Raw genomic sequence first — 25335 nt, 5'->3', positions numbered from 1 at the left:
CACCTCGGCGTCACCAAGGACCGAAGGATGATCTGGCGATCAGGCCCAGTCCGACGATGAGTACGAGGGTTGAGGTTGCAAGGGGGCCAAGTCGGGCGAGTGTGCGCCAACCGGCCCAGCGGGGCTTCGTGGTGCGGGTGTGCGCTTTGATGCGGTCGCGGAGGCGTACGAGGAGGAGGCCGGCCGCGGTGAGTGTGGCGGCCATGCCGAGTCCGTATCCGATCACCAGGAGTACGCCGAAGGCGGTTCTGCCCAGCGCCACGGCTCCGAGGAGGACGACCAGGGCCGAGGGGCTGGGGACCAGGCCGCCGGCGATGCCCAGTCCGATGGTCCCCGCACGGTGCCTGTGCGGTTGGCGGGGTGGGCTCGGCCGAGGAGACGGAAACGGTGATGGGGCGAGTGCCGGTGGTAGTACGGCGATGCTTCGTTTTTGGCGGGTGCGCGAGGCTGGTTGACGGCTTTGCGGGATCGTGGTGTCGGGAGTTGCGGGGATCGGATGGTGGCTATGGGCGTGTCCGTGGTGGGTGTGGCCCGGGCCATCGTGCGAGTGGCCGTGATGGTGGTGGTGCTGGTGTGTGGGGCGCCGCAGGACCGCGGAGTGTAGGAGCCACACGCCGATGCCCGTGACGAGCAGGCCGCTGGCAAGGCCGAGCCAGGCGAGCACGGTTTCACCGGCGAGCGTCGTAGCCAGGGGAAGAGCCAATCCGAGGAGCAGGACCCCTGCCGTGTGGGTGATGGTGACAGTGGCGCCCACCGTGAGGGCGTCCCGGGGAGTTCCCCTTCGTCCTGCGAGGTAGGCGGCCATGATGGTCTTGCCGTGACCGGGCATGAGGGCGTGGGAGGCGCCGAGGACGAGGGAAAGGAGCAGTGCCAGGAGTCCGACGGAGAAGGTGAGTTCGCGGCTTCCGACTGCGGAGTTGAAGGTGCTGGAGATTCTGTCCAGGAGAGGGCTGAACCAGCCCGTTCCGGGGGCCGGAGCAGAGGCTTGCCCTGGTGTGGTGCTCGGGCCCGGTTGGGTGTGGAGGGTTGCGGTGCGCTGGTCCAGTGGGGTGGCCAACGGGTCTTGTGGGTAGCTGCGCAGTTCGTCCGTGGGCGAGGTGGCGGGTACGTCGGACCGGGAGAGCGAGATCCCCAGTCCGCGGGCTGTGAGTTCATGCCAGCCGAGGCGTCGTGTGTCGTATGTGGTGCGGACGTTCAGCTGCGCGGGCTTAGTCAACCGTGCGGGGCTGGTGAGGGTGCAGGTCAGCCTGCTGGTGGGCAGTCCGGCTTCGCCGGGCAGGTACTGGAAGCGGGTATCGGTGCTCTTCCAGGTGACGGGAACACCTCTCTGGGCCACGCGCAGTTGAGTGGCGAGCACCGCGCATGCGGTGCGGGCGTGGGCTCTGCGTTCGCTTGTCGTGACGTCGCCGTCGTGATCGGTGTCCACCAGGGTCTGCTCCTGGGCGGCGGCGATTTCGGCGTGGTCGGTGATGATGACGGCGTCGATACGGTCGGGGCGCAGGGTCAGCCCGGTGTGGTGGTTGACCGTGAAGTTTCCCAGCGGGTGGGCCTCGGCAGCAGGTGCGCCGGCCAGGGCCAGGGCAAGGAACGCCAGGGTGCCGACGGGCAGAGTACGGCGGAGCATGAGGTTCATCGGTTGCTGTCGATTCGGCTGAGTGCGGTGCGGGCCGCGGGCCCGTGCAACGGATGGAAACGGGCGTCGATCCCAAGAGCTCGCCTGAGGTCCGCGCGGGCGCCGGGTAGGTTGCCCAGCGAGCGGTGGATCATCGCTCGGTGATAGTGGAAGAGGGCACTGCGTGTACCGAGGGCGAGTGCTTCATCTGCGTGGTGCAACGCTTCGCTGTCCTTGCCCGCCTGGTGCAGGGCCCAGGCGCAAGCGTCGTGGACAGCGAGGAAGGGCCGGGACGTGAGCGTCGTGCGGCATTGGGCGACGGCTCGGGCGGGCCGCCCGTGGTCGGCCTCGAACAGGATGTCGTCCACGTCGGGTGGGGAGCCGCCGGCACGTAGGAGGCGTTGCTGAGCTCGCAGCAACGCGTACTGTGTTTGCGCCTGCTCCCGGTGTCCGAGCGCCTCTTGGAGTTCACCGAGGCCGATGAGGAAGTGCGGCAGCGGGACGATCGCGATGGCTGCGGTGTAGTCGGCGACCGCGCCATCGGTGTCGCCGAGTGCGGCTCGCGCTCGGGCGCGGGCCTCCAGTAGACCGGCGTCGCGGGGCGCAACGCGCAGTCCTTCCTCGGCTTCACGCAGCGCACGGCGATGGTCGCCCGAGTCCTGTGCCAGCGAGGCGAGATGCGTCCGTGCGAAAACCGTCTCCGCGTCACCGGCGCCCTCGCGCAATGACCGGTTCATCAGTGCACGGGCCCGGGGTGCATCGCCGCGCAGTTCCCACGCGTAGGAGGCCCTGGCCAAGGACGATGCGTCCGGGCGCAGGTCGCTCATGCGCTGGACGGCGGCGAACGCCTCCTCGTATCGGCCCAGTTGCGTGTAGGCATCAGCGAGCACCCCGTGCGCGGGAGCGCTGTATGCGTTGCTGGTGACCGCTGCGCGGGCCCAGGTCAGCGCCCGGGGAAAGTCATGACGCGCCGCGGCCAGGGCGCCCATGCCGGTCTCGGCCGTGTAGTTGCCGTGCGGCTGCAGGGCCAACGACTTGCGCAGCGCGTCTTCCGCAGCGGCGTAGTTCGCGGGATCCGCGGAGACACGGGCCCGCTCCACGTGGGCCATGCCCAGACGGGCCCAGGCCGAGGGGTCACGTGGGAGTTCACGTGCCCGTTGACGCAGGGCTTCGAGGGAACCGGAACCGCCAGGGCCCTCCGTGCGCGAAGGCGCAGCGAAGTCGTCCGGCAGGCCAGGGGCGCCGAGCGGATCCAGCACCACAGCTCCGGCTGTGAACAGAGCGGCAGCCAGAGCGAGGACCGCCGCCGCATTGCGGAGGCGGACGCCCGCACGGGGACGGCGCACAAGGCTGGGTCGGTTCAACACGGGCCTCCGAGAAGAGGGTTGCGGGCCGGCACCCGGGCGGGCAGATCCACAGATCTGCCCGCCCGAAGAGCGGATTCGGCCAGGCCGGATGGCTGCGTCAGGCGACGGGGCGGCGCCGGTACCTGCTGAGGCCGCCGGCACCGAGCATCGCGACACCCGCTGCCCCGAGCGCAACGCTGCTGGAAGCTTCCAGTTCCGCCGAAGAACGCTCGACTACGCCGGCCGCTCGAGCGCCGTCACCATCGCCACCGTGCGGCAGCGCCAGGTAGGGGAAGCTGCTGCTGAACTCGGCGTCGTTGGCATCGACCTCGTCGCCGTCCTCCAGCGCCTCGACCAGCTCGCCGGTCTGGGCCGCGCCCATCACGGCCTGCAGCGAGATGTCGATGACATCGTCGCCAAGGCGCCGGCCGTTGGGGAACCCGCCCAGGTCGCCGGCGAGTACACCGAGGCGCTCCGGGTCCTCGGCCGGCGGAACCATCATGTTCAGGCGCAGCTCCTCGGCCGGCACGATCTGGCGCGGCAGCGCGTCCTTGTTCAGCCGGTGGGCGTTGAGGTCCGCCTTGACCGGGCCGCACGCCTTGCAGACACCGGTCAGATAGATCTCAGCGATGTCGTTGCGCGGGGCCTTGGGAGCGGGCACTCCGTACACCTTGTTGACCAGTTTGGGCAGGATCGGGTCGTAGACCTTGTCGACGACTGGCTTGACCGTGCGGTCCTGGTCGGGCGAGATGGTGTTGAAGGCGTCCTTGTACTTCAGCGGTACGACGACTTCGTTGACCAGCGGGTTGCCGAGCCGGGAGACCTGGCGCCAGTCGGCGCCCTGCTCGGCGCGGCTGTCGGTCACGCCGGCTCCGCGTCGTTCGGTGGTCGACCAGACACCGATCACGGGGTTGCGGGCCGCGTTGTTCTTCAAGGCCAGCTGCTTCTTGGGGATTTGCAGGGCAACCGAGTTGACGTTGTAGCCGGCGAGGGTGTCCTCGCCGCGCTTGCTCAGATCGCCGCCGTACAGCAGGTCGAAGACCCGCAGGTCGCCGAAGAACGGGTCCTCCGCCTGCCCGACGAATACCTGGCCGCCGCCCGGCACGGACCGTACGGCCTCGTCGCGCAACGAGGCGTAGTCGGGCATGGACGCCTGCCCGGTGCGGGAGGGAGCCGCGGGCGCGCCGCGCAGCAGGGTGCGGGTGCCGCGGGCGTCAGTGACGGTGAGGTCGTACACCTGGCGGAAGTTGAGGTTGGGGTCCTTCAGCGAGCGGACCGGCCCGGTGTTGTAGAGGAACTGGCCGTCCGCGTCTCTGATCTCGTTGCGGAAACGCCAGGTGTAGGTGACGTCGGCCTTTCCGTCACCGGTGTTGTCGATCTTGATGTGGTAGCGGGCGTCGTCGGCGAAGGCGTAGAAGTTCGGGCCGCCGTCGGGCTCCTGGAACGGGATCCAGTTGGCGACGAGCGTCACGGTGTCGGCATGGTCGGGGCTGGTGAAGGCGTAGACGTCGGTGTTGTCCACTCGCGGGTCCCCGGCGACCGCGGGTGCCTCGCGGTGGCTCGAGGCCACACTGCTGGTGGGCGCGAGCGTCAGGGCGGCCAGGCCGGTGGCCAGTGCGCCGGCCCCGAGGGTGAGCAGCGTGTGCTCGACGGCGCGGCGGGAGCGTGGCCGCGCGGCAGGGAGCTTCAAGGGGAGATCCTCTCGAACCGTGAACTCGCGTCAGGGCAGCACGACTTCGGCCGTGCTGCGGCTGCGGAGAGTTCAACGAGTGGGGTGATCGACCCAGCGGGCGGGACACGAGCGTGTCCGGGCGGCTTCCACGAGGGCAGGAGGCCCTCGCCGGTCGGAGATGCACCGCGCAGTGAATGCGCAGGCCGCAGCAAACCACGTAAACCATCCCGTTTTGCGCAACCTGGGGGTGAGGAGTCGTCCTGTGCTTCCGGAGTCCACGCAGAAAGCCCAGGTGAACGCGGTGATGATGGCCGCAGCGGACGCCGTGAGCCGACATGGGCACGGGGCGGGCCCGCTACGCCACCCGGGCGATCAGTGTTCGGTGAGGGCGGCGATGCGGCCCTTCAGTTTGTGCACCGACTGGAACGTGGCGCCCACCCAGGAGACATGCTTCCAGCGGAGAGTGCCGTCCGCGGCGATCAGGAACACCGACCGCCGTAAGCCGAGTCCGGGCAGGGCGATGCCGAACATGCGAGCCACCACGAGATCGGTGTCCGCGAGCAGGGGCATGCGCAGGTCGTGCCGCCGCGCGAATGCCTCGTGACTGCTCACGTCCTGCGGGCTGATCGCCCAGACCTCCGCGCCGAGGTCGCTGAGCCCGTCCAACGCGTGGGAGTAGGAGCACAACTGCCTGGTGCAGACGGGTGTGCCATCCCCTGGATAGAAGGCCAGGACGAGCGGCCGCCCCCGCTGAGAGCACAGCTCGTAGTCGTGCCGCAGGAAATGACCCTCGGTGAGCCGGCCGCCCGGAAGGGAGAAATCGGGGACGTGCTCGCCGGGTTCAGGGAACGAGGCCATGGGCAGCTCCAGTCGGATCAAGTAGGAGGGAGCATGGTTGAGGGCATTCCAGGTCACACCAGACAAGGCCGGGGGGGGATCATGCAGCCACGGCAGCCGCGTGCCCCTTGGGATTCGGAGCCGATGCCGGAAGGGATTGGTCATCCGGGGCGATGCCGTGGGAGAACGGCTGGGGGCGACCCATCCGTAACGGCTCCGGCTCCGAATAGATCGCGGTGGCTTCTCGTCAGCGAGGCCGGCCAGTTCAGGCACAGCACAGGCCAGGGAGTACACGTGCTCGTATGGGATGACGACCCCCGCACCCCATTGGTGATGGGCGACAGCGCCGCTCGCCCCACGGCGGCGGTGCTGCTGCTGCACGGTGGCCGCGAAATCGGCACGGCGGCGCCCCCGCCATGGAGTCTCGCCGCTCTGCGGATGCGTCCGTTCGCCGGCGCGCTCACCCGGGCCACCCGGGGACACGGGGTTGTCGTGGGGCGTGTGCGCTACCGTTGCCGAGGCTGGAACGGCGCCTGCGAGGACCCCGTACGCGATGCCCGGCAGGCGCTGGACACGCTGGCGCAGCGCTTCGGCGACGTGCCCACGGTCCTGGTGGGGCACTCCATGGGCGGCCGAGCCGCATTGAGGGCGGCCGGGCATCCATCGGTACGGGGAGTGGTGGGGCTCGCGCCCTGGTGTCCGCCGGGTGAGCCGGTGGCTCAACTGGCCGGGCGACGCGTGGTCTTGCTGCACGGCGAGATGGACCGCGTGACCGACCCGCGCGCGTCCGCGGAGCTGGCGGCGCGTGCAGGCGCTGCGGGCGCCGACGTGAGCATGGTCCTGCTCCGTGGCGCCGATCATGCGATGCTGCGCCGCGCTCGGCTGTGGCACAGCCTGACGGCCGACGTGGTGAGCGCGCTGCTCGGAATCGGACCCGAGCCTGCCGTCATGGCGCGCAACAGCGGGTTCGGCGGCCTTCACCAGCGCGAGTACTGAACAAGGGGCGGCAGGGCCGTTCGGGGGATCGCCCCGGGTTTCGCCTGGCGGACCAATCCAAGGTCGCATCCGCTCCGAATCACCCTTGCAAAGGCGATCAACCCCGGTGTCCGTCCCCTTACCGGGGCGGCAGGTGACGAGGAAGGCCCCCAGATGGTCCACGAGGCAGCCGCATGAGGCCGGCCGAGAACGTCCATGCCACCCCGCCGCCTGGGACGGGGCCTGATCTCAATGCCCGCCTGACAGAGGTGGCCCGAGGTGATCAGGATGCGTTCGCCGCCCTGTACGACGCGGTCAGCGGGCCCGTCCTCGGCCTGGTGCGCAGCGTCCTGCGGGATCCGGCGCAGTCCGAGGAGGTGGCGCAGGAGGTCCTGGTGGAAGTGTGGCGCACCGCCGCCCGGTTCCGGCCCGAGAAGGGAAGCGCGATGACCTGGGTGATGACGCTGGCCCACCGTCGCGCCGTCGACCGGGTGCGCTCCGTACAGGCCGCCGCCGAGCGTGAGCACAAGGCGGCGCTCCTGGACCAGGTCCCCGCGTACGACGAGGTGAGCGAGCAGGTCGAGACCCGCCTGGAACAGCAACGGGTACGCCGATGTATGAGCGCCCTCACCACTTTGCAGCGCGAGGCCGTGACCCTCGCCTACTACCGGGGCCTGACCTATCGCGAGGTCGCCCAGCTCCTGACATTGCCGCTGGGCACCGTCAAAACCCGCCTGCGTGACGGACTGATCCGGCTGCGCGACTGTCTGGGGGTGACCGTATGACCACCGCCGATCTGCACACCGCCACCGGCGCCTATGTCCTGCACGCACTGCTGCCCGCCGAACGGACCGATTTCGAACGGCACTTGGCCGCCTGCGAATCCTGCACCCAGGAAGTACGGGAGCTGGCCGCCACCGCGGAGCGCCTCGGCCTTGCCGTGGCCACCGCGCCACCCGCGCACATGAGAGAGCAGGTGCTCCGGCAGATCGCCACGGTTCGCCAGGAGCCGCCGCAGACTTCGGCGCGCGGCCGGGCGGGCCGGTGGACCCGGTCCCTTCCGCGGATGGCGCTCGCCGCGTGCCTCGCCGCGGCCGTGGCATTCGGCGGGGTGGCCGTATGGCAGTACCAGTCGGCCCAGGACGCGCGGGACCAGGCACGCCGGACTCAGCAGGAGGCCGCCGAACTGGCCGCCGTGCTCGCGGCGCCCGACGCGCGGACCAGTACCGGCAAGCTCACCGACGAGGCGACCGGAACGGTCGTGGTGTCCCGGTCCATGGACCGTGCCGCCCTGCTCACCTCGAAGCTGCCCGGGCTGCCGGACGGCAAGGTCTACCAGCTGTGGTTCGACGACGGCGGGCAGATGCGCTCCGCCGGACTGCTGAACACCCCGGACACCAGCAGCGCGACCCTGCTCGACGGCCCTGTCGGCAACGCCTCCGGGATGGGCGTCACCGTCGAGCCGGCAGGCGGATCCGACCAGCCCACGACAGCCCCCCTCGGCCTGATGTCCTTCCCCGCCTAGGAGCACGACCCGGCATGAGCGTTTCCCTCTGCCTGTTCACCGCCGACCTGCGACTGCACGACAACCCGGTGCTCGCCGCCGCCGCACGCGACAGCGAGCAGGTCGTTCCGCTGTTCGTCGTGGACGACGGCGTGCGCGCGGCAGGTTTCGACGTCCCCAACCGCAGGGCCTTCCTCGCCGACTGCCTGGCCGATCTCGATGCGGGACTGCGACAGCGCGGCGGCCGCCTTGTGGTGCGCTGCGGGCCCGTGGTCCGCGAGGTGTGCGCGCTCGCCGCCGAGACGGGCGCGCGGCAGGTGCACGTGGCGGCGGGGTCGAGTGCGTACGCACGCCGCCGCGAGGAGCGGCTGGCCGCGGCCCTCACGGCCCAGGGGTGCGACCTGCGGGTCCACGAAGCCGTGGTCACGGTGGTGGCCCCGGGAGCCCATGTCCCGCAGGACGGCGACCACTTCGCGGTGTTCACGCCGTACTTCCGGCGGTGGCAAGGCTCCGCGATCCGTGACCTGGCGCCGGTTCCCCGGCGGATCGATGTCCCTGCGGGCGTCGGATCGGCTCCGCTCCCCGAACGTACGGCGGTGGCGGGGGTCTCTCCGGGTCTTGGCAACGGCGGCGAGCGGGAGGCGCGCAGCCGCCTGGCGGCCTGGCTGCCCGACGGACTGATTCACTATGCCGATCAGCAGGCCGAGCTCGCGTCGGACGCCACCTCGCGGCTTTCTGCGCATCTGCACTTCGGGTCGCTGTCCGCCACCGAACTCGCGCGGCGCGCCCGCGCGGTGGACGGTGCGGGCGCGGACGCGTTCGTACGGCAGCTGGCCTGGCGGGACTTCCAGCACCAGGTGCTCGCCGCCCGCCCCCGGTCGGCGAGCGTCGACTACCGGCCGCGGCAGGACCGCTGGCGACGCGCCGAACGGGAGGTGCAGGCATGGCGGGACGGCCGCACCGGCTATCCGGTGATCGACGCCGCGATGCGTCAGCTCCGTTATGAGGGATGGCTGCCGGGCCGGGCGCGGCTGCTGGCCGCGAGCTTTCTGACCAAGACCCTCTACGTGGACTGGCGGACCGGCGCGCGGCACTTCCTCGATCTGCTGGTCGACGGGGATGTGTCCAACAACCAGCTCAACTGGCAGTGGGTGGCGGGCACGGGCACCGACACCCGGCCCAACCGGGTCCTCAACCCCGTCGTCCAAGCCAAGCGCCACGATCCTCAGGGGACCTACGTCCGGCGATGGGTTCCGGAGCTGTCCGCTCTCGAAGGGCCCGCGATCCACGAGCCGTGGAAGCTCCCCGCCCTTGAGCGGGCCCGGTTCGACTACCCGGACCCGCTCGTTCAACTGGCTGACGGGCTGCGGCGCTTCCAGCGAGCGCGCTCGCACGGGTGACCACGCAGGGCTGCCGGCCCGGTCGCCTTCAGTTGCTCCCGTACCGGATAGCGCCTCAGAGGTGCCGGCGCGGAGGCCGGGGGAGAAACCCGCTGGTGCGTCGCCCGTAGGCCGCATAGCCGGGCCGGTCGGCCATCTGCCGCTCAAGGAGCGCCTTGCCGCTGCCGCGTGCCAGCAGCAGGCTCATCACCACCGGCCCGACCACAGTCGCCGCCGCGGCGGCCGGGGCGTCGCACACGATGAGGAAGAGTCCCCACCAGACGCAGAAGTCGCCGAAGTAGTTGGGGTGCCGCGTCCAGGACCACAGGCCGCGGTCCATGATGCGGCCCCGGTTGCCCGGATCGGCCTTGAACCGGGCGAGTTGGTGATCGCCGACGGCCTCGAAGAGCAGACCGGTCAGCCACAGCAGCACACCCGCGAGCGCGACGGGCCCCATCGGCCCGGTGACATACCCGGCCGCCTGCACCGGCAGCGACACCAGCCAGACCAGTGCGGCCTGCAGCAGATAGACCATGCGCAACGCGTACGCGGCCCGGCTGTGCGGCGCCTTGGCCAGCAGACGCTCATAGCGCGGGTCCTCGCCGTGCCCGCGTCCGCGCCATGCGATGTGCGCCGCGAGCCGTAGCCCCCATACGCAGGTCAGTACGGTGACCAGCAGCCGCCGCCCGTCGTCGCCGTGTCCCGCGGACAGCACGTACGAGCTCAGCGCGACCGCCGAGAAGGCCACGCCCCAGGCGATGTCGACGACCCGGTGTCGGCCGGTCCGCAGCCCGATCACGAACGTGCCGAGCAGCACCGCCAGGGCAACGGCCGCCGTGGCGGCGAGTTGGCCGGCGAAGGCGCCCCAGGAGAATCCGTTCATGCCCGGCTCCTGTACCAGCTCGCGGGCGTTGCCGGCATTCCAGAACCGCCTCGGACGTCGGGGCGCACCGCCAGGATCTGGTCGACTCCCATGCGCCGGGCCTCGAACGCGAGCGCGCCGCCCACGAGATACAGCCGCCACACCCTCGCGGTCGGCTCACCGGCCAGGGCCACGAATTCCGCCCAGCGCTCCTCCAGGGTGCGGTGCCAGGCGGCGACGGTGCGGACATAGTGCTCCCGCAGCGACTCCACCGAGCGCACCTCCAGGCCGGCACCTTCGAGGAGGCCGAGCGTTTCGCCGACCGGGCGCATATGCATGTCGGGGGCGATGTACGACTCGATGAACGCACCGCCGCCGGGAGCCTTGGCGCCCCGGGACATCTGCTGGACCAGGAGGCGCCCGCGTGGCCGGAGCATCCGCCGCAGCAGTCGCGCGAAGTCGTGGTACTCCTCGTCCCCGACGTGCTCACCCATCTCGATGGTGCTCACCGCGTCGTAATGTCCGCCCTCGACTTCGCGCCAGTGCCGCAGCTCCACCTGCACCAGCGCCTCCAGGCCACGTGCGCGGACCTGGTCGCGCACGTGGTCGCGCTGGCGTGCGGAGAGGGTCACCGCGGTGACTTGGACCTGGTGTTGCTCGGCCGCGTACAGCGTCAGCGCGCCCCAGCCGCAGCCGACGTCGAGCAGCCGTGCCCCGGGCCGCAGCGCCAGCTTGCGGCAGATCAGTTCGAGCTTGTCGCGCTGGGCGTCGGCGAGGGAGTAGGAGGGGTCTGCGCTCGTCCAGTACGCGCAGGAGTACGCCATCGACGCGTCGAGAAGCAGGGCGTAGAAGTCGTTGGAGAGGTCGTAGTGATGGCTGATCGCGGCCTTGTCGCGGGCGGTGCTGTGCCGGTCCCCGCGCAGCCGTGCCCGGCTCGCGCCCGGTGCCGGCGGGCGCGGGCCGAGCGCCCCGAGACGGGCGAGCGCGAGCGCGGCCCCGGGCACCTGACGCAGCCGCGGGCGGGGTGCTGCGACGGGGCTGCCCCACAGGGCCCGCAGCCCGTCCGCTAGGTCGCCCTCGATGTCGAGGTCGCCGCTGATGTACGCCTCCGCCAGGCCGAGTTCGCCCGGCTGCCACAGCAGCCGGCGCAGCGCGCGGCGCGAGCGCAGTGTCACGACGGGTGCGTCGCCCGGGCCGCTGAGCGATCCGTCCCAGGCCCGTAGCCGCACCGGTGACGGGCCCCCGAGAACGTTCTCCAGCAGGACGGTGATCCGGTCCGCGGCGGTGGTCATCGGGGAACTCCGATCTGAGCGGGCAGCGCCGCCTTGGGCGGGGCGGTCAGCAGGAACTGGTGCAGGTCGAGATAGCGGGAGCGGAACCCGGCCTCGGAGTAGGCGAGGTAGAAGGTCCACATCCGCCGGAAAGTGGAGTCGAAGCCCAAGGTGTCCACGTGTGCGGCCTGTTGGGTGAAGCGCTGGCGCCACAGCCGTAGGGTCTCGGCGTAGTGCGGTCCGTACCCCTCGCACGACGTGACGCGCAGCGAGGTGTGCGCCGCCGCGGTCTCCTCGATGGCTTGCACGGACGGGATCAGGCCGCCGGGGAAGATGTACTTCTGGATCCACGTGTGGGTGCCTGCCGAGGCGAGCATGCGCTCGTGCGGCATGGTGATGGCCTGCAGGGCGACCCGTCCGCCCGGAGCGAGCCTGGCTTCCAAGGTCCGGAAGTAGACGGGCCAGTACTCCGCGCCGACCGCCTCGATCATCTCGACGCTGACGATCGCGTCGTAGCGGCCGGTGACCTGCCGGTAGTCGCAGAGTTCGATGCGGACGCGGTCGTCGTTTCCGGCGGCCCGTACTCGTTCGCGCGCGAGTGCCTGCTGCTCGGCGGAGAGGGTCACCGAATGTACGACGGCGCCGCGGGCGGCGGCTCGGATCGCCAGTTCTCCCCAGCCGGTGCCGATTTCGAGGAGCTTCACGCCTGGTCCGGCTCCGCACAGGTCGAGCAGCCGGTCGATCTTGCGGTGCTGGGCGGTCGGCAGGTCGTCCCACGTGGCCGGGTGGTCGTCGAACAGCGCTGAGGAATAGCTGAGGGTCTCGTCCAGGAACAGCCCGAACAGGTCGTTCGACAGGTCGTAGTGCCGGTGGATGTTCGCCCGCGCGCCGGTCAGCGTGTTGCGCTGTGCTTCCGGCTGACGAGTTGCCCACAGCCCGCGTAGCCGCTGCAGAGGCGCCGGTACGAGTGTGGCCGCGTGTTTCGCCAGGACGCTCAGCACGCCCACGAGGTCCTCGGACTCCCACTCGCGGGCCATGTAGGACTCACCGAAGCCGATCAGCCCGCCGACCGCGATCCGGCGCATGAACGCGTCCGTGTCACGCACGATGAGCAAAGGGCCACCCCTGCCCAACTGTCTCTGCCTGCCCGACCGTCCGGCTCTGTCGAGCTGTTCGCAGGCGCCCGACCGTCCGGTCCCGGCCAGCACCACCCGCAGCGGCAGCCGGTCCAGTGCGCGCCCGACGAGTGCCGCCGCGACAGCCCGTCGCGCCGCCGAGCACTGCGGCACGACCGCCACATCGGGCCAGCGCTCACGGTCGAGGGCGGGAGGTTCGAAGGCGTACGTGGTCACTGCATTCCTCTCTGCGGAGTGTGCGGGGAGCGGGGCTGGACGGGCAGTCCGCGCAGCCACAGCCGGATGCCGTGCCGGCGGATGGCGGCGCTCACGGCGAGGGTCGGCCAGGGATGGCGCGCGAGCGCACACAGCAGGGTTCGGTACGTCACCGGTACGCGCTCACCCCGTACGGTCGCGGTGAACGGGCGGGCGCCGGCCCGCTCCAGATGCACGGTGACCCTGAGGTGCTGGTCCGGCGCGGGCAGCCGCATCCGGTAGTCCCCGTCGACGGGGAAGAACGGGGAGACGTAGAACTCCTTGGCCACGCGGTACTCCGCGCTCGGGCCGACGCCGGTGTCGCCGTCCGGGTGCAGCAGATAGGAGTGCCGTTCGCCGTAGGTGTTGTGCACCTCGGCCACAACACAGCGCAGCTCCCCGTCCGGGCCGTAACACCAGAACAGCGTCAGCGGGTTGAAGACGTGCCCCAGGACCCGGGCATGGCCCAGCATCAGGACCTGCCCGCCCGCGAGGTCGACTCCCCGGGCAGCCAGAAAGGTTTCGAGGCCGGCCCGGATGCTGCCCGCCCGACCGGCGAAGTGGTCGCGCCCGTCGAACCGCGCCAGCGGCCGGAGCGGGCGAGGCAGCAGAGGCAGCCGATCGAGGTCGACCAGCCACAGGTACGTGCGGTGCTTGAGGGCGTAACGCCGGGGCTCGGTGCGGACATGGGTGATCACGCTCGGATACAGGGCGGCTGCGGAGAACCTCACCACGTCACCCCCAGGGCCGCGGCCGCCTCGACACCCGAGCGGCAGCCGTCCTCGTGGAATCCCCAGCCGTGGTACGCCCCGGCGAAAGCGGTGACCGGCCCGCTCAGCGAGGGCAGTCGGCGCTGCGCCGCCACCGACTCCGGGGTGTACTGAGGGTGTTCGTAGACCATCCGCGCGAGCACCCGGTCGCCCGGGACCCGCCCCTCGTCACCCAGGGTCACGACGTACGTCTGAGGGGCGTCGAGGCGCTGCAACCGGTTCATGTCGTAACTGACCCGCACCCGGTCCGCGCTGGCCCGGCAGTCCGGCATCAGGTAATTCCAAGCGGCCTTGGCTCCCGAACTGCGCGGCAGCACCGAGGTGTCCGTGTGCAGGAGGGTCGGATTGCGGGAGTAGCGGAAGGCGCCCAGGATCCGGGTCTCCGCGTCGCTCGGGTCGGCCAGGATCCGAAGTGCCTGGTCCGGGTGGGTGGCGATGACCACCGAGTCGTACGGGGTGACCGCGCCGTCCTCGGTCGTCACCTCGGCCCGCGCAGGGCCGCGGCGCACCGCCCGGACCGGCGTCGATGTGCGGACGGCGGTGAGCTGTTTGCCGAGGCGCGCCACGTACGCCTGCGAACCCCCGGTGACGGTGCGCCAGGTGGGCGAGCCGGTGACCGAGAGCATGCCGTGGTGATCGAGGAACCGGAACAGATACCGGGCCGGGTAACGCAGAGCCGTGTGCGGCGGGCACGACCAGACGGCGGAGACCACCGGGGTCATGAAGTGCTGTACGAAGTACGCGGAAAAGCGCTGGCCGGCCAGGAACTCGCCCAACGGCATCTCGCTGCGGGCCCGGTCGGCGAGCAACTCGCGTGCCGCGGTGTGGAAGCGCGGCACCTCCGTGAGCATCCGGAGATAGGCGGGGCGCAGGGCGTTGCGCGGCCGGGCGAGCAGGCCGCGGACGCCGCGGGCGCCCGCGTACTCCAGACCGCAGCCCTCGCACCGCACCGACATGCTCATCTCGGTCTCCTGCGTGGCCACGCCCAACTCTGCGAAGAGGCGCAGGAGATAGGGATAGGTGCGCCGGTTGTGCACGATGAACCCGGAGTCCACCTGGCGCACCCGGCCGTCGGAGGCCACCACATCGTGCGTGTGCGCGTGCCCACCGAGCCGGCCGTCCGCCTCGTACAGCGTGACGTCATGCGCGGCGCCCAGGATGTACGCGGCCGTCAGGCCCGCGATGCCGCCACCCACCACTGCGGTGCGCCGGCGCCCGCCTGCCGCCGATGAGTCCCGTTGTCTTTGCATGCCGCCCCTTCGCTCGCGCGCGAGAGCCCTTTCGCCCTCACACCCGTCATTCGGAGCAGCTCGCGCTGCGGCTTGGTGAGGCGGCTGTGACCTGCGTGAACCGAGGCGCTATTGATCCGATCGGGTGAACGACCAAGCCGGATGCCGAGCAGCTCCGAATCAGGGGTGTGAGCACACGAGGAACCACAGCGATCAAAGGCGCGTCAGCCGCACTGAGCGGTCTGGTGGCCGGCTACACGGCCCTGGCCGTCGCGGAACTGGTCGCCGTGGCCGTACGGCCCGAGGCCGGCCCCGTCACCGCGGTCGGCGGGGCGATGATCGACCGCACCCCGTCGGCGGTGAAGGACTGGGCGATCCGCCAGTTCGGCACCAACGACAAACTCGTGCTGCAGCTCGGCATCCTCGCGGCACTGGCCCTGTTCGCCCTCGCCATGGGCCTGTTGGCGCTGCGCCACCGACGTGTTGCCACGGTCGGCGTGCTGGTGTTCGGCGTGGTCGGGGCGCTTGCCGCTACCGGCCGGCCCGACTCGACCAGCGTCTTGGACGCGGTGCCGTCGCTGATCGGAGCGCTCGCCGGGGCCGCGGTCCTGTACTTCCTCTCCGGCCTGGTTCGCTCTTCGTCAGCCCCGCAAGACGGTGGCGGGGCTGACGAAGAGTCCACGGACACGTCCGGCCAGGGCCTCGGCCGACGGCGCTTCGTCCTGGCCACGGCCGGTGTCGCGGCCTTCTCGACCGGAGCGGGCTTCGCCGCCCGGCGACTCAACGCCACGACCGCGGCCGACGCCGAGGCATCCCGCGCCGCAGTCCGCCTTCCCGCACCCGCCTCACCCGCCCCCGAACTGCCGCGGGGTGTCCAGGTGAAGGTGCCGGGAACAGTGCCGTTCACCACGCCGAACCGGGACTTCTACCGTGTGGACACCGCGCTGACCGTGCCCCGTCTCGACGCTGATCGCTGGCGTCTTCGCCTGCACGGCAAAGGGGTCGACGCTCCCGTCACCCTGGACTTCGCGGACCTTCTGCGCCGGGACCTGATCGAGCGGGACATCACGATGACGTGTGTCTCGAATGAGGTTGGCGGGCCTTATGTGAGTTCGGCGCGCTGGCTCGGCGTACCCCTGAGAGCGCTGCTCGAGGAGGCAGGGGTACGACCGCCGTCACGGGGCGGGCCCGCCGACCAGTTGGTGGCCCGCTCCGTCGACGGGATGACCATCGGCACCCCGGTGGAGACCGTCATGGACGGCCGCGACGCGATGCTCGCCGTCGGCATGAACGGCGAACCATTGCCCTTCGACCACGGCTTCCCTGTCCGGATGCTCGTACCCGGCCTGTACGGCTACGTCTCGGCCTGCAAGTGGATCCAGGACATCGAGCTGACCACGTTCGACGACTACGACGCGTACTGGGTCAAGCGCGACTGGGCCCGCGAGGCCCCCATCAAGACCCAGTCCCGTATCGACACCCCCAAGCCCTTCGCCCGCCCGAACGCCGGCACGGTCGTCGTGGCCGGAGTGGCGTGGGCCCAGCACAAGGGCATCGACCGCGTCGAGATCCGCGTCGACGACGGCCCTTGGCAGGACACCCGCCTGGCGACCGAAGGCCCCCTGGACACCTGGCGGCAATGGAGCTGGGACTGGCCCGCCACCCCCGGCTCCCACACCCTCCAGGTCCGCGCCACCGACCGCACCGGCTACACCCAGACCGACAAGCGCACCCGGACCATCCCGGACGGCGCCTCCGGCTGGCACTCGGTGGTGGTCAACGTGACCTGACCCCACAGCTCCCCCACCACGCCCGACAACCCCCAACACACCAAGGCCCAGCAGCCTCTGGGCCTGTGCTCAAGGAGAACACCATGAACGCCACCCTCCGCCTGCGCCGCCTCACCGTGGCCACCACCGCCGCGCTCGTCCTGCCGCTCTCGCTGGCCGCCTGCTCCTCCGACGACAAGGGCAGCACCGACCAGGCGGCGGACAAGACGCCGGCCGCCACCGAGACCGAGGAGACCCCCACCGCGGACGCGATGGCCGGACCGTTCGGACCCGCTTGCGCCTCCGTCCCGCAGGACGGCGCCGGCAGCTTCGACGGTATGGCGAAGGACCCCGTCGCCACGGCTGCCTCCAACAACCCTGCGCTGTCCACGCTCGTCACCGCCGTGAAGAAGGCGGGCCTGGTCGACACGCTCAACAGCGCAGAGAACATCACGGTGTTCGCGCCTACCAACGACGCCTTCGCGAAGATTCCCAAGGCCGACCTCGACAAGGTCCTCAACGACAAGGCCACCCTCACCAAGATCCTGACCTACCACGTCGTGGGCCAGAAGCTGACCCCGCAGCAGCTGGAGAACGGCTCCTTTGACACGCTCGAGAAGAGCAAGCTCACCACCGCCGGATCCGGTGAGTCGTTCACGGTGAATGACACATCGAAGGTCGTCTGTGGCAACGTCCCGACCGCCAACGCCACCGTCTACATCGTCGACACGGTTCTGATGCCCAAGATGTGACACCAGGGATTACGGGCGGCTGGTCGTGGAGGCTGACTCCGTGGTCAGCCGCTCGAATACTTTCTACGTATTCGAGCCATACATTGCTTGCGGTCTCGAAGAGTCATCCGCTCCTATGGTTCTTCGACCGGCAGGAGGTGGACCTCGGTCGGCCGACAGAAGGTACTGCTGTCCCAGGTCACAGGTCCGTCCGGTTGTCGGGGCGGTTCTATAGGCAGCCACCGTGACCTACCCAGGGAGAGGTCTAGCGCGCGGTGACTGACTGTAGTTGCCCTGAGCTGGCCGTAATTCAGCCCTGTGCGACCCCTTCGCCGCGTTCTACGCTAGGAGTACGTACGTCGGCCTCTGGGCCCACACCATAGTGCTCGGCCTGGCCTTCCAGCGCGGGGTGAAATCCCGCGTACCCCGCACTGGAAGGACCTTCTGCGTCAGGAACCGCCGACAGCTCCCGACGCTTGCGGTCGCCGCTGGGTGAGATCCCAGCGGCGACCGCACACCACCTGGCGGGGGCTGGGCCGGGTGATGGGTGTCATCACCCGACTACCCCTTCGCCAGATGCCGATACCCGTGTCCGGGTAGCTGATGTGGCGAGCTCTGAGCTGCACGGCCACGCGGCCGGAACAGAGCACGCGCGCGCATCGGTCCGACGCCTGCGGGGGGCCGACATGCAGTGTCCGGTCCCGGCTTCAGCGGCCGACTTGCCTGTCTCTTCCGTGCGAGCTTGGAGATCGCGAGCACGGTGGGTGCGTCCTGTCCGTCCTTGTGGATGCGGACGCACTTGGCAGCGGCACTTCTTCGTAGGGGCGTCCTTCCCCGGCGCGAGGGCATGCGCCTGCCTGCTGGCGATGGTCTGGCGAGTGGGGAGTGCCCGGTGAGGGGAGTCCGGGCTGGCACTCCCCACTCGCCGGATGATCCCCGGCGGTGGCATGAGTGGCCGGACCTCCCGCGGCGGCCACTCGCGCCAGGTGCCGCTTTCCGCCAGGGTTATGGGGTTGGCAGGCGGTTCTTCGTGGTGCTGCACAAGCGCGGGGCGGTCCTGTGTGCCTGCCCGCCCGATGCGCCGCCGTTGTGCGCAGGCGCGGTGGGGCAGTCTTGCCGGGGGAGTAAGACCGCTCTGTCTTGTGTGCACGTCCTCATCTTGGCAACGGTTGGCGTGGCGGGACAGGTCTATTCTGGACAGGAGATGGAGCATGAACTGCCGCCCCGTGAGCGGATCTTGAGCACCGCGTACGAGTTGTTCTCGCAGCGCGGCATCCGCGATGTCGGGGTGGAGGAGGTCATTACCCGTTCCGGGGTGGCCAAGGCCACTCTCTACCGGCACTTTCCGTCGAAGGACGCCCTGGTCCTGGCCTTCCTGGCGCGCCGGGAGCAGCGGTGGACGCTGGAGACGGTCGAGGCCGGCGCCCGCGAGCGTGGCCGTACCCCGGAGGAGCGGCTGCTTGCCGTCTTCGATGTGTTCGACGAATGGTTTCGACGCGACGACTTCGATGCCTGTGCGTTCATCAACGTCCTGCTGGAGATGGGCTGGGGGCACCCGCTGGGCCGGGCGAGCATTCAGTACCTGGAGAACATCCGGGCCATCGTGCGCTCGATGGCCGAAGATGCGGGCTTGCGCGATACGGATTCTTTTGCTCGGTCGTGGCACATCCTGATGAAGGGCTCGATCATTTCCGCGGCGGAGGGAGACACTGAGGCCGCCCGACGGGCCCAGGCGATGGCCCGCACGCTGATCGAGCAGCATCGCCCGCACGCGTGACAAGTGGACCTGGCCCAGCGTCGATTGCCGACCACCTTCCTGTACCGCCCTCACGCTGCCCTTACGGCGAGTATCTTTCCCGTTACAGCAGCCAGCCTTGGCAGGGAGCGGAAGGCGATGCTCGCTTCGGATCCGGAACACCCTGGGACACTGCCTGTGCAGCAGATGAGGGCCGGCGATCATGCCTTCCTCTGCTACGACGACCACCTTCAGGGGTGGGATGTGCTGTCGGCCTTCGTGTGGACGGGTCTGGCTCGCGGGGAGAAGGTCATCGTTTTCCCTGACCCTCGTTTGAACCCCGGCGACGTGCTGCGACGCCTCAAGGACGTGCCGGGAGTGCTGCTGGCTCAGGGGTACGACAGCGGTCGTCTGGAACTGAACAGCATGCGCCAACTCATCCTGCCCGACCGTACGTTCACCGCCGCTCAGCAGTGGCGGCGGATCGTCGAGGAGATCGAATCGGCGCGGGCGCGCGGCTTCACCGGGCTGCGCACCTACATCGACATGGGATGGGTGGCCGACCTCGAGGCCGATCTGAATGTGATGATGGCCCGCGAACGCCAGGCAGGGCACCTGTTCACCACGGGGCTCTACAGTGAGATCTGCGCCTACGAGCGGGACCGCTTCCCTCAACAGGTCCTGGAAGCCATGTGCCAGGCGCACCCCCAAAACCTCCTGCCGGCACTGGGACAGTTGCGGGCCCGGCAGACTGACGACACCCTGCGGCTGGCCGGGGAAGTGGACCTGGCCACGCGCGAACAGTTCACCCATGTGTTGGCCGAAGCTGCTCGCTCACCTGCCACGCGCACGGGACTGACCATCGACCTGTGCGGGGTGGTGTTCCTGGGCGTGGAGTGCGCGAGGGAACTGATACGGATGATGGACTGCACCTCGGCGCACCGACCGGTGCGGGTCCGCTGTACGGACAGCGTCGCCCTCGTGCTTCGGCGTCTCGGTGCAGATCCCGCAGTTATCGACGTCGCCCAGGTGAAAGGGTCATGATCTTCGACGCATACAGCGGTCAACAGCAAGGTGTTGAGGAAGTTCTCCTCAGCGTTCCTTTCGCGGCCAGGGATGTTCCTCGCTTGCGGGTGTTGGTCGAGGGACACGCGTCCTTGGTTGGTTTGCCCGAGCAGCGGCGAGGTGACTTCGTGGTGGCCATGGACGCCGTGGCCGGCAACGTGGTCCAGCACGGCGGCGGACACGGCCTGCTGACCTTGACCCGCGCACACTGTCACGAACTGCGCTGCCGGATCAGCGATCGAGGCCCCGGTTTCACGGTCGAGGCCATACCCGACCTCGCTGTCGGCATCAACGGTGCGGGCCAAGGGCTATGGCTGGCACGCCTGATCACCGACGACCTCACCGTTATCCCCAAAGCTGTCGGCACCACAGTCGTCTTCGCGATGCGATGGAACCGGTGACACCCGCCGGGCGGCCTCGCTACACCTCCAGCCAGGCGCGGGAATCGTCCCGCACTATCCCTTCGTGGTATCAGCAGATCCCAGCCCCCGGGCCTGACCCATGAACTGCGTGCGAGACGGCCCCGACTGCTCGCCTCGCGCGGTTCGCCGATGTGGACGTTCTAGCGCCAGGGTAGCGACGGCGTGAACAGCCGTTGACCCGGATCATCTGAGCGCGGCCGGGTTTTCGGCGCTCAACACCGGGTAGTTGTGACATCCAGAGAGCGGAGTGGGTGGAGAGGCACTGAGGGCGATGCACCGCCGGCGAGACCGACAGTGGGCGTTCGTGACCAGTCATGCCAGGGTGCTGCTCGCACTTGCCCGAGCGCCGAATGCACGATTGCGTTCCGTCGCCGCCGCCTGCGAGATCACCGAGCGGACTGTGCAGATCGTCATCGGCGACCTCGAGCAGGCCGGCTACCTGGAGCGGCACCGGGTCGGACGGCGAAATGAGTACATTCTCCATCTCGACCAGCCCTTGCGGCACCCAGCGGAAGCCGGCCTGAGTGTGCGTGCGCTTGTGGAACTTGCGGTCGTCGGCGGGGGCTGCAGCGACAGTGTCCTTCGCGGTTCGCCCAGTGATGACGGCCGCCCTCCCGCCCGTTCCGCCTCGACGCGTTAGCCGCCGAGTGAGGTTTCTGCGTCGGCGACGGTTTCGAAGATGCGCAGGATTTGGTGCGTGCCGGTCATCTCGAGGACAAACCGCATCGACTGGGGCACACACGCCAGGGCAAGCGTGGTCCCCTTGGCCTCTGTCTGTCTGTGTGCTGCGAGCAGCACACTCAACCCGGCGGAGTCGCAGAACGAAACCCCCGACAGGTCCAGCACGATCATGCGGGTGCTGTGGCCGATCAGATCGGTGAGCCGGGCACGCAATACCCGATCGGTCGAGTAGTCCATGTCGCCGGTGACCCGCGCCACCAGATGGCGCGGTGTGCATGTGGCCAGCTCGACCGACACACCCACCACAGCACCCTCTCCCCAGGATCTCGGCCCAAGGCAGCAGCCCGAAAGACTGGCCCCAAGATACTGTCCCGCTCTCCGGTTCTTGTCATTTTGCTCCTCCCTTCACCTGTTGGTGGGAGGCCCGCGCGCGAGGCTCCCCGGGGATCTGGGACAGGACTGGCAGCTCGCCGCGAAGTCGCAGTTGACATTCCCGAGAGGCAAGATCATCCCGGCTGTCGGCTTCGGCGGCGGCGCGGGTCGCGAGATCGGCTCAGCAAGAAGCGGCGAAGGCGGCGGGGAGCCGAGACCCGACCATTTTTTTGGGGGGCTCATGGGGACCAGAGGCGGCGCCGCCACCTACAAGGGCGTGGAAGAAGCCCCGGGAACGCCTGACGCAGAGGGCCGTGTACGGCATGCTGATCTGCTCGACTGGTCCGGCGGTAAACCGTGCAGCACCTCCAGGATGTGCCCCTCCCACCAACGGGCCTGGTCAGCAGCCTTCTTGGGGAATTCTGCGATCCGGGCCGTCGGCGGAGCCCGCCGCCGCTCCTCGGTCATTAGGCACCCCACCGGCCAGGCGCACGACCGTGTGTGGGCCCATCAGCTCGACCGCCAACCTCACGGCGGCCAGCTCTTGCCGCCACAGCAGGTGGAACAACACGGGCAGTGTCGCGAGCCAGTCGCCAGCTTTGCCGGCCCCGGCCAAGAGCGGCCCAGGGTGCGCAAGAACCTCCATCAGCCGGGCCGCGACCGGATCCTGCCGACAGCGGGGGTGACGGTAGCGCGACAACCACCGCACGTTCGCCAGCAACACCGGCTCCGGCCTCCCCACCCGCTCGAAGCCCCACCCGGCCTCGGTGCAGGCACTGCGCGTCACCTCGAACGCCGCGGCATCGCGCGGCGCGATCTGATCGTCGGCGCGCACATCGACGACCACGGCCGAACCGTCCGCGCGGCGCACGAAGAAGTCCGGGGCATGCCGACGCGCACGCGTCCCGTCGTGCCAGTGCAACCAGAACGGCTGGGAGGCGATCCCCACCACGGCAGGGTCGAAATCCATGAGCACGAGCCTGTCCCGCTCCAGCCACGACTCGAAGCCGACATGCTGCCCGGTCGTCGCCGCCCAGTACCAGCCCGGGAAATGACACCCACCCTTCGGCCACCGAAACGGCCGCACCGGACGAACATCCTCGAACCTGACCGTGACGCAGTCCAGCAGCGGACGCCGACGACGCGCACCTACGCCCTGCCGACACGACACCTCGACGTACGGCATGGCCCCGTCCACCCCAGCAGGTACGGCCATACGACACCCCCAGCCTTGCGCACCCCACACGACTAGGTTCGCTGTCAAAGAGCCGAAACGACTGGATTCGCTGTCAACCGCTTCGATTGGATGACAAAGCGACTGGCTTCGTTGTCAAAGGACAGCAGGCTCGAGGACGCATTCGCCCACGGCAGACGAGAAAGAGCCTTGAGGGACTGGAACCTTTCCCGGAGACCATGTCAACGTACAACCTCCCGGAAAACACCAGGTCAGAGACGCCCTAAGCGAGCGAGGGCCAGCATTCTGGCGCTGGCTTCCGCCTCCCGTCTCGCGCTTGGTCACTAGCAAGGAGGCACACCTGCCGAAAGCCGCACTTCGATCGGCCCGCGTCACAGCTCCGATCCTCCTGGCGCTCGGCGCCATGAACGCATGGACCGCCCAGACGAAAGCCGACTACGCCGCCCTCTCTACTGCCCTGTGCCTCTGCGTCTGCGCCGCCGGCCTTTTCGGCGAGGACCTGGTGCAGCGCGGGCATCGCCAAGACCTGGTGGTGCTTGCACACGTCGCGGCGCACCCGGGTGCCGAGGCCCGTGGCATCGCCCGAGCCGTCGGTGTCAGTGAGCGAGTCGTGACTCGCAACCTCAGCCGACTCACCGCTGACGGGCTGGTGGTCCTGGTCGAAGACGACGCCCACCCTGCGCTCCGGTCGTACCGGCTGACCTCGTAGCCGTCGCGTGTGGGGCGGAATATAGGCCACGATCCCCGGTTACCGAAACCGGGGATTCTCCGGATCGTTTAGGGCGTCCGCACCGACTGCTTGGCGGTGGATCGAGTGCGGACTGACCGTCGTCCTGCCCTATCCATCGGAGCCTGCCGTGTGTGAGAAATTGCTATCGATACAGAGCGTTGCGGAAATTTTGGATGTAAGCCGGCGCTCCGTCTACCGGTACATAGCTCTGGGGGAGCTTTCGGCTATCGATCTACGCACCGGCACGGAACGCTCTCGCGTGCGAATTTCCGGAAGTGACGTGAAGGCGCTCGTCGAGCGACGCACTAGCTCGCCCGCTTCCTCCGGCTCTCGGGCAAATTAACCCCGCGTGTCCATTTGCTGAATGAGTCGAGAAAGGTGAAATGGCTTACCTCCGTAAACTTCCCTCGGGGAAGTGGCAAGCGACCGTAAGGACGCCGGCGGGCGATCGGGACACGGAGACCTTTGCGCTTAAGGACCAGGCTCGCGACTGGGCGGGTGAGCGGGAGGCTCAATTTAGGCGGGGCGTGCACCGTGATGCACGCGCCGGGAAGATGAAATTTCGCGAATGGCACGACCGTTGGTGGGATGCGCGCGTTGTTGAGCCCCATACCCTGCGCGGGGACGCGTCCTCGATACGTAACCACGTCATGCCGTATTGGGCGGACTGGGAAATGCGGACTATAGGTCGCATTGACGTGCAGACGTGGGTTCGCAAGCTGATACTTGACAAGAAGGGCGCATCGGCGATCCGGCGCTCTTACAATTTGCTGCACTCGCTGATGCAGGCTGCGGTCGACGAAGACCTTATCCCGGTTACGCCGTGCCGGCGCATAGATCTGCCGCCGGAGGTAGTGAAGCCGCCGGAGTGGTTTACGCTCAATCAAGCCCAGGCGATTCTCGATGAGCTGCAACAGCCGTGGCAGACAATGGCCCTGTTGGGCTTCTACACCGGTCTCCGTTGGGGCGAGTTGTCGGGCCTCCACGGGAAGAGGATTGACTGGCGAAGGTCGCGGCTATTCGTCGTCGAGGTCAACACGAAGTCGGGCATCAAGGAGTACCCCAAGACTGCAAAAAGTCGACGGGAGGTCCCCCTGCCGGATCACGTGCTCGATGCCTTGGCGCGGCACATGCATGGAAGGGATCGTGACGGTGTCGTCTTCACCACCGTCACTAAGGGGCGTGCCGGCCGATTGCTCGACGACGGAAATTGGCGGCGCCAGACGTGGTGGCCCGCCGTACGCAAAGCCTTCTATCTCGAAGCGGATGGCAAGCGGCGAGCTGTCCCCGAGTATCCGCCGCACTCCATGCGTCACACATGCGCTTCTTGGCTCGTGCAGAAGGGGGTGTCCCTGTACGAGGTGCAGCATCTGCTGGGGCATGAGAGTTATCAGACTACTCAGCGCTACGCCCACCTTGCGCCTGATGCGCACGAGGCGGTTCTTGGGGCGTGGACAAGGCTCGAATCACAGCTTGTAGTTCCCGCGGAAACTAGCCCCGCCTTGGCTGGGTGCAGTGATTGAAGGCCGGCGTCTTGGCGCCTCGTAAACTGTCAGCCCTGCCGGTTCGCTCCGAACCGGCAGGGCTTTTCGTGTGGTGGTAAGGCGGGTGGGCTCTAGGCGCTTCTGGTCGGTCAGCCGCAGCGCGGTACGCCCCCTGCTGCGCGTGGCCATGCAGGGTGACGCACGTATGACGCACGGGGGCCTGCGAGAGCATGAGCGGTATGCCCTCTGACCTGCATGTTCCCTTGTGAATGACCACCTGTACATCTTCCCGATGACGCATCACGTGGAGTGCGTCGCGGTTCT

Annotated in this window: 24 protein-coding genes; 13 read left to right on the top strand and 11 right to left on the bottom strand. The window is 69.0% G+C overall.

Features of this window, described 5'->3' with window-relative positions:
* Window positions 1–10: 10 nt before the first annotated feature.
* From OG430_RS13595 to OG430_RS13580, 4 genes are all read right to left on the bottom strand, one after another.
* Window positions 11–1624, bottom strand: a complete 1614-nt coding sequence (locus OG430_RS13595; protein ID WP_327352742.1) for a nickel/cobalt transporter — start codon at window positions 1622–1624, stop codon at window positions 11–13.
* Between the two features lie 5 nt (window positions 1625–1629).
* Window positions 1630–2721 carry a tetratricopeptide repeat protein gene (locus tag OG430_RS13590; RefSeq protein ID WP_327352741.1) on the bottom strand — a complete coding sequence of 364 codons (1092 nt, stop codon included), beginning with the start codon at window positions 2719–2721 and terminating at the stop codon, window positions 1630–1632.
* Window positions 2722–3076: 355 nt separating this feature from the next.
* Window positions 3077–4648 (bottom strand): DUF4331 domain-containing protein, encoded by a 1572-nt coding sequence (locus OG430_RS13585; protein WP_327352740.1) that lies wholly within the window; start codon window positions 4646–4648, stop codon window positions 3077–3079.
* Between the two features lie 354 nt (window positions 4649–5002).
* A complete protein-coding gene (locus OG430_RS13580; protein ID WP_327352739.1) occupies window positions 5003–5488 on the bottom strand; it encodes a peroxiredoxin family protein in 486 nt (161 codons plus the stop codon).
* 312 nt (window positions 5489–5800) lie between these two features.
* Between OG430_RS13580 and OG430_RS13575 the strand changes: the two genes are divergently transcribed.
* The 4 genes from OG430_RS13575 to OG430_RS13560 all read left to right on the top strand — a co-directional run bounded on the left by OG430_RS13575 (window position 5801) and on the right by OG430_RS13560 (window position 9346).
* The gene (locus OG430_RS13575) at window positions 5801–6463 is read left to right on the top strand and encodes an alpha/beta hydrolase (protein ID WP_327359078.1); all 663 of its coding nucleotides are present in this window, start codon (window positions 5801–5803) and stop codon (window positions 6461–6463) included.
* Window positions 6464–6636: 173 nt separating this feature from the next.
* On the top strand, window positions 6637–7227 hold the full coding sequence (locus OG430_RS13570; RefSeq protein WP_327352738.1) for a sigma-70 family RNA polymerase sigma factor: 591 nt from the start codon (window positions 6637–6639) through the stop codon (window positions 7225–7227).
* Window positions 7224–7967: an anti-sigma factor gene (locus OG430_RS13565; RefSeq protein WP_327352737.1), complete on the top strand. Its 744-nt coding sequence runs from the start codon at window positions 7224–7226 to the stop codon at window positions 7965–7967. The genes OG430_RS13570 and OG430_RS13565 overlap by 4 nt, the downstream gene beginning before the upstream one ends.
* A gap of 14 nt (window positions 7968–7981) precedes the next feature.
* The gene (locus tag OG430_RS13560; protein WP_327352735.1) at window positions 7982–9346 is read left to right on the top strand and encodes a cryptochrome/photolyase family protein; all 1365 of its coding nucleotides are present in this window, start codon (window positions 7982–7984) and stop codon (window positions 9344–9346) included.
* A 55-nt stretch (window positions 9347–9401) separates the two neighbouring features.
* On the opposite strand, the gene OG430_RS13555 is transcribed toward OG430_RS13560, so the two are convergent.
* The 5 genes from OG430_RS13555 to OG430_RS13535 are packed head-to-tail and all read right to left on the bottom strand — an operon-like array spanning window position 9402 to window position 14848.
* Window positions 9402–10208, bottom strand: coding sequence for a DUF1295 domain-containing protein (locus tag OG430_RS13555; protein ID WP_327352734.1), 807 nt, complete (start codon window positions 10206–10208; stop codon window positions 9402–9404).
* A complete protein-coding gene (locus OG430_RS13550; protein WP_327352733.1) occupies window positions 10205–11479 on the bottom strand; it encodes a cyclopropane-fatty-acyl-phospholipid synthase family protein in 1275 nt (424 codons plus the stop codon). Before OG430_RS13550 ends, OG430_RS13555 begins: the two co-directional genes overlap by 4 nt.
* Complete coding sequence (locus OG430_RS13545; protein ID WP_442816490.1) at window positions 11476–12870, bottom strand: class I SAM-dependent methyltransferase; 1395 nt, start codon at window positions 12868–12870, stop codon at window positions 11476–11478. The genes OG430_RS13550 and OG430_RS13545 overlap by 4 nt, the downstream gene beginning before the upstream one ends.
* Complete coding sequence (locus tag OG430_RS13540; protein WP_327352731.1) at window positions 12807–13559, bottom strand: DUF1365 domain-containing protein; 753 nt, start codon at window positions 13557–13559, stop codon at window positions 12807–12809. The genes OG430_RS13545 and OG430_RS13540 overlap by 64 nt, the downstream gene beginning before the upstream one ends.
* On the bottom strand, window positions 13556–14848 hold the full coding sequence (locus tag OG430_RS13535) for an NAD(P)/FAD-dependent oxidoreductase (RefSeq protein ID WP_327352730.1): 1293 nt from the start codon (window positions 14846–14848) through the stop codon (window positions 13556–13558). Before OG430_RS13535 ends, OG430_RS13540 begins: the two co-directional genes overlap by 4 nt.
* Window positions 14849–15006: 158 nt before the next feature.
* On the opposite strand from OG430_RS13535, the gene OG430_RS13530 reads away from it, so the two are divergent.
* From OG430_RS13530 to OG430_RS13505, 6 genes are all read left to right on the top strand, one after another.
* Window positions 15007–16617: a molybdopterin-dependent oxidoreductase gene (locus OG430_RS13530; protein ID WP_442816711.1), complete on the top strand. Its 1611-nt coding sequence runs from the start codon at window positions 15007–15009 to the stop codon at window positions 16615–16617.
* Between the two features lie 83 nt (window positions 16618–16700).
* Window positions 16701–17348: a fasciclin domain-containing protein gene (locus tag OG430_RS13525; RefSeq protein WP_187819677.1), complete on the top strand. Its 648-nt coding sequence runs from the start codon at window positions 16701–16703 to the stop codon at window positions 17346–17348.
* Window positions 17349–18531: 1183 nt separating this feature from the next.
* The gene (locus OG430_RS13520) at window positions 18532–19104 is read left to right on the top strand and encodes a TetR/AcrR family transcriptional regulator (RefSeq protein ID WP_327352729.1); all 573 of its coding nucleotides are present in this window, start codon (window positions 18532–18534) and stop codon (window positions 19102–19104) included.
* A gap of 117 nt (window positions 19105–19221) precedes the next feature.
* Window positions 19222–20106, top strand: a complete 885-nt coding sequence (locus OG430_RS13515) for an MEDS domain-containing protein (RefSeq protein WP_327352728.1) — start codon at window positions 19222–19224, stop codon at window positions 20104–20106.
* On the top strand, window positions 20103–20528 hold the full coding sequence (locus OG430_RS13510; RefSeq protein ID WP_327352727.1) for an ATP-binding protein: 426 nt from the start codon (window positions 20103–20105) through the stop codon (window positions 20526–20528). The genes OG430_RS13515 and OG430_RS13510 overlap by 4 nt, the downstream gene beginning before the upstream one ends.
* Before the next feature lie 325 nt (window positions 20529–20853).
* Window positions 20854–21189, top strand: a complete 336-nt coding sequence (locus OG430_RS13505; protein ID WP_327352726.1) for a helix-turn-helix transcriptional regulator — start codon at window positions 20854–20856, stop codon at window positions 21187–21189.
* Here the strand turns inward: OG430_RS13505 and OG430_RS13500 are convergent.
* Complete coding sequence (locus OG430_RS13500) at window positions 21186–21527, bottom strand: STAS domain-containing protein (protein ID WP_327352725.1); 342 nt, start codon at window positions 21525–21527, stop codon at window positions 21186–21188. The two genes, OG430_RS13505 and OG430_RS13500, sit on opposite strands and share 4 nt — an antisense overlap.
* 475 nt (window positions 21528–22002) lie before the next feature.
* Window positions 22003–22818 carry a TnsA-like heteromeric transposase endonuclease subunit gene (locus tag OG430_RS13495; protein WP_327352724.1) on the bottom strand — a complete coding sequence of 272 codons (816 nt, stop codon included), beginning with the start codon at window positions 22816–22818 and terminating at the stop codon, window positions 22003–22005.
* Window positions 22819–23200: 382 nt separating this feature from the next.
* Here OG430_RS13495 and OG430_RS13490 point away from each other — a divergent pair, with 382 nt between their 5' ends.
* The 3 genes from OG430_RS13490 to OG430_RS13480 all read left to right on the top strand — a co-directional run bounded on the left by OG430_RS13490 (window position 23201) and on the right by OG430_RS13480 (window position 25050).
* On the top strand, window positions 23201–23506 hold the full coding sequence (locus OG430_RS13490; RefSeq protein ID WP_327352723.1) for a winged helix-turn-helix domain-containing protein: 306 nt from the start codon (window positions 23201–23203) through the stop codon (window positions 23504–23506).
* A gap of 148 nt (window positions 23507–23654) precedes the next feature.
* A complete protein-coding gene (locus OG430_RS13485; protein ID WP_327352722.1) occupies window positions 23655–23870 on the top strand; it encodes a helix-turn-helix domain-containing protein in 216 nt (71 codons plus the stop codon).
* A gap of 184 nt (window positions 23871–24054) precedes the next feature.
* Complete coding sequence (locus OG430_RS13480; protein WP_327352721.1) at window positions 24055–25050, top strand: tyrosine-type recombinase/integrase; 996 nt, start codon at window positions 24055–24057, stop codon at window positions 25048–25050.
* Window positions 25051–25335 lie beyond the last annotated feature (285 nt).

The sequence above is a fragment of the Streptomyces sp. NBC_01304 genome, assembly GCF_035975855.1.
Classification (GTDB): Bacteria; Actinomycetota; Actinomycetes; order Streptomycetales; family Streptomycetaceae; genus Streptomyces.
This window is presented reverse-complemented; position numbering and strand designations above follow the sequence as displayed.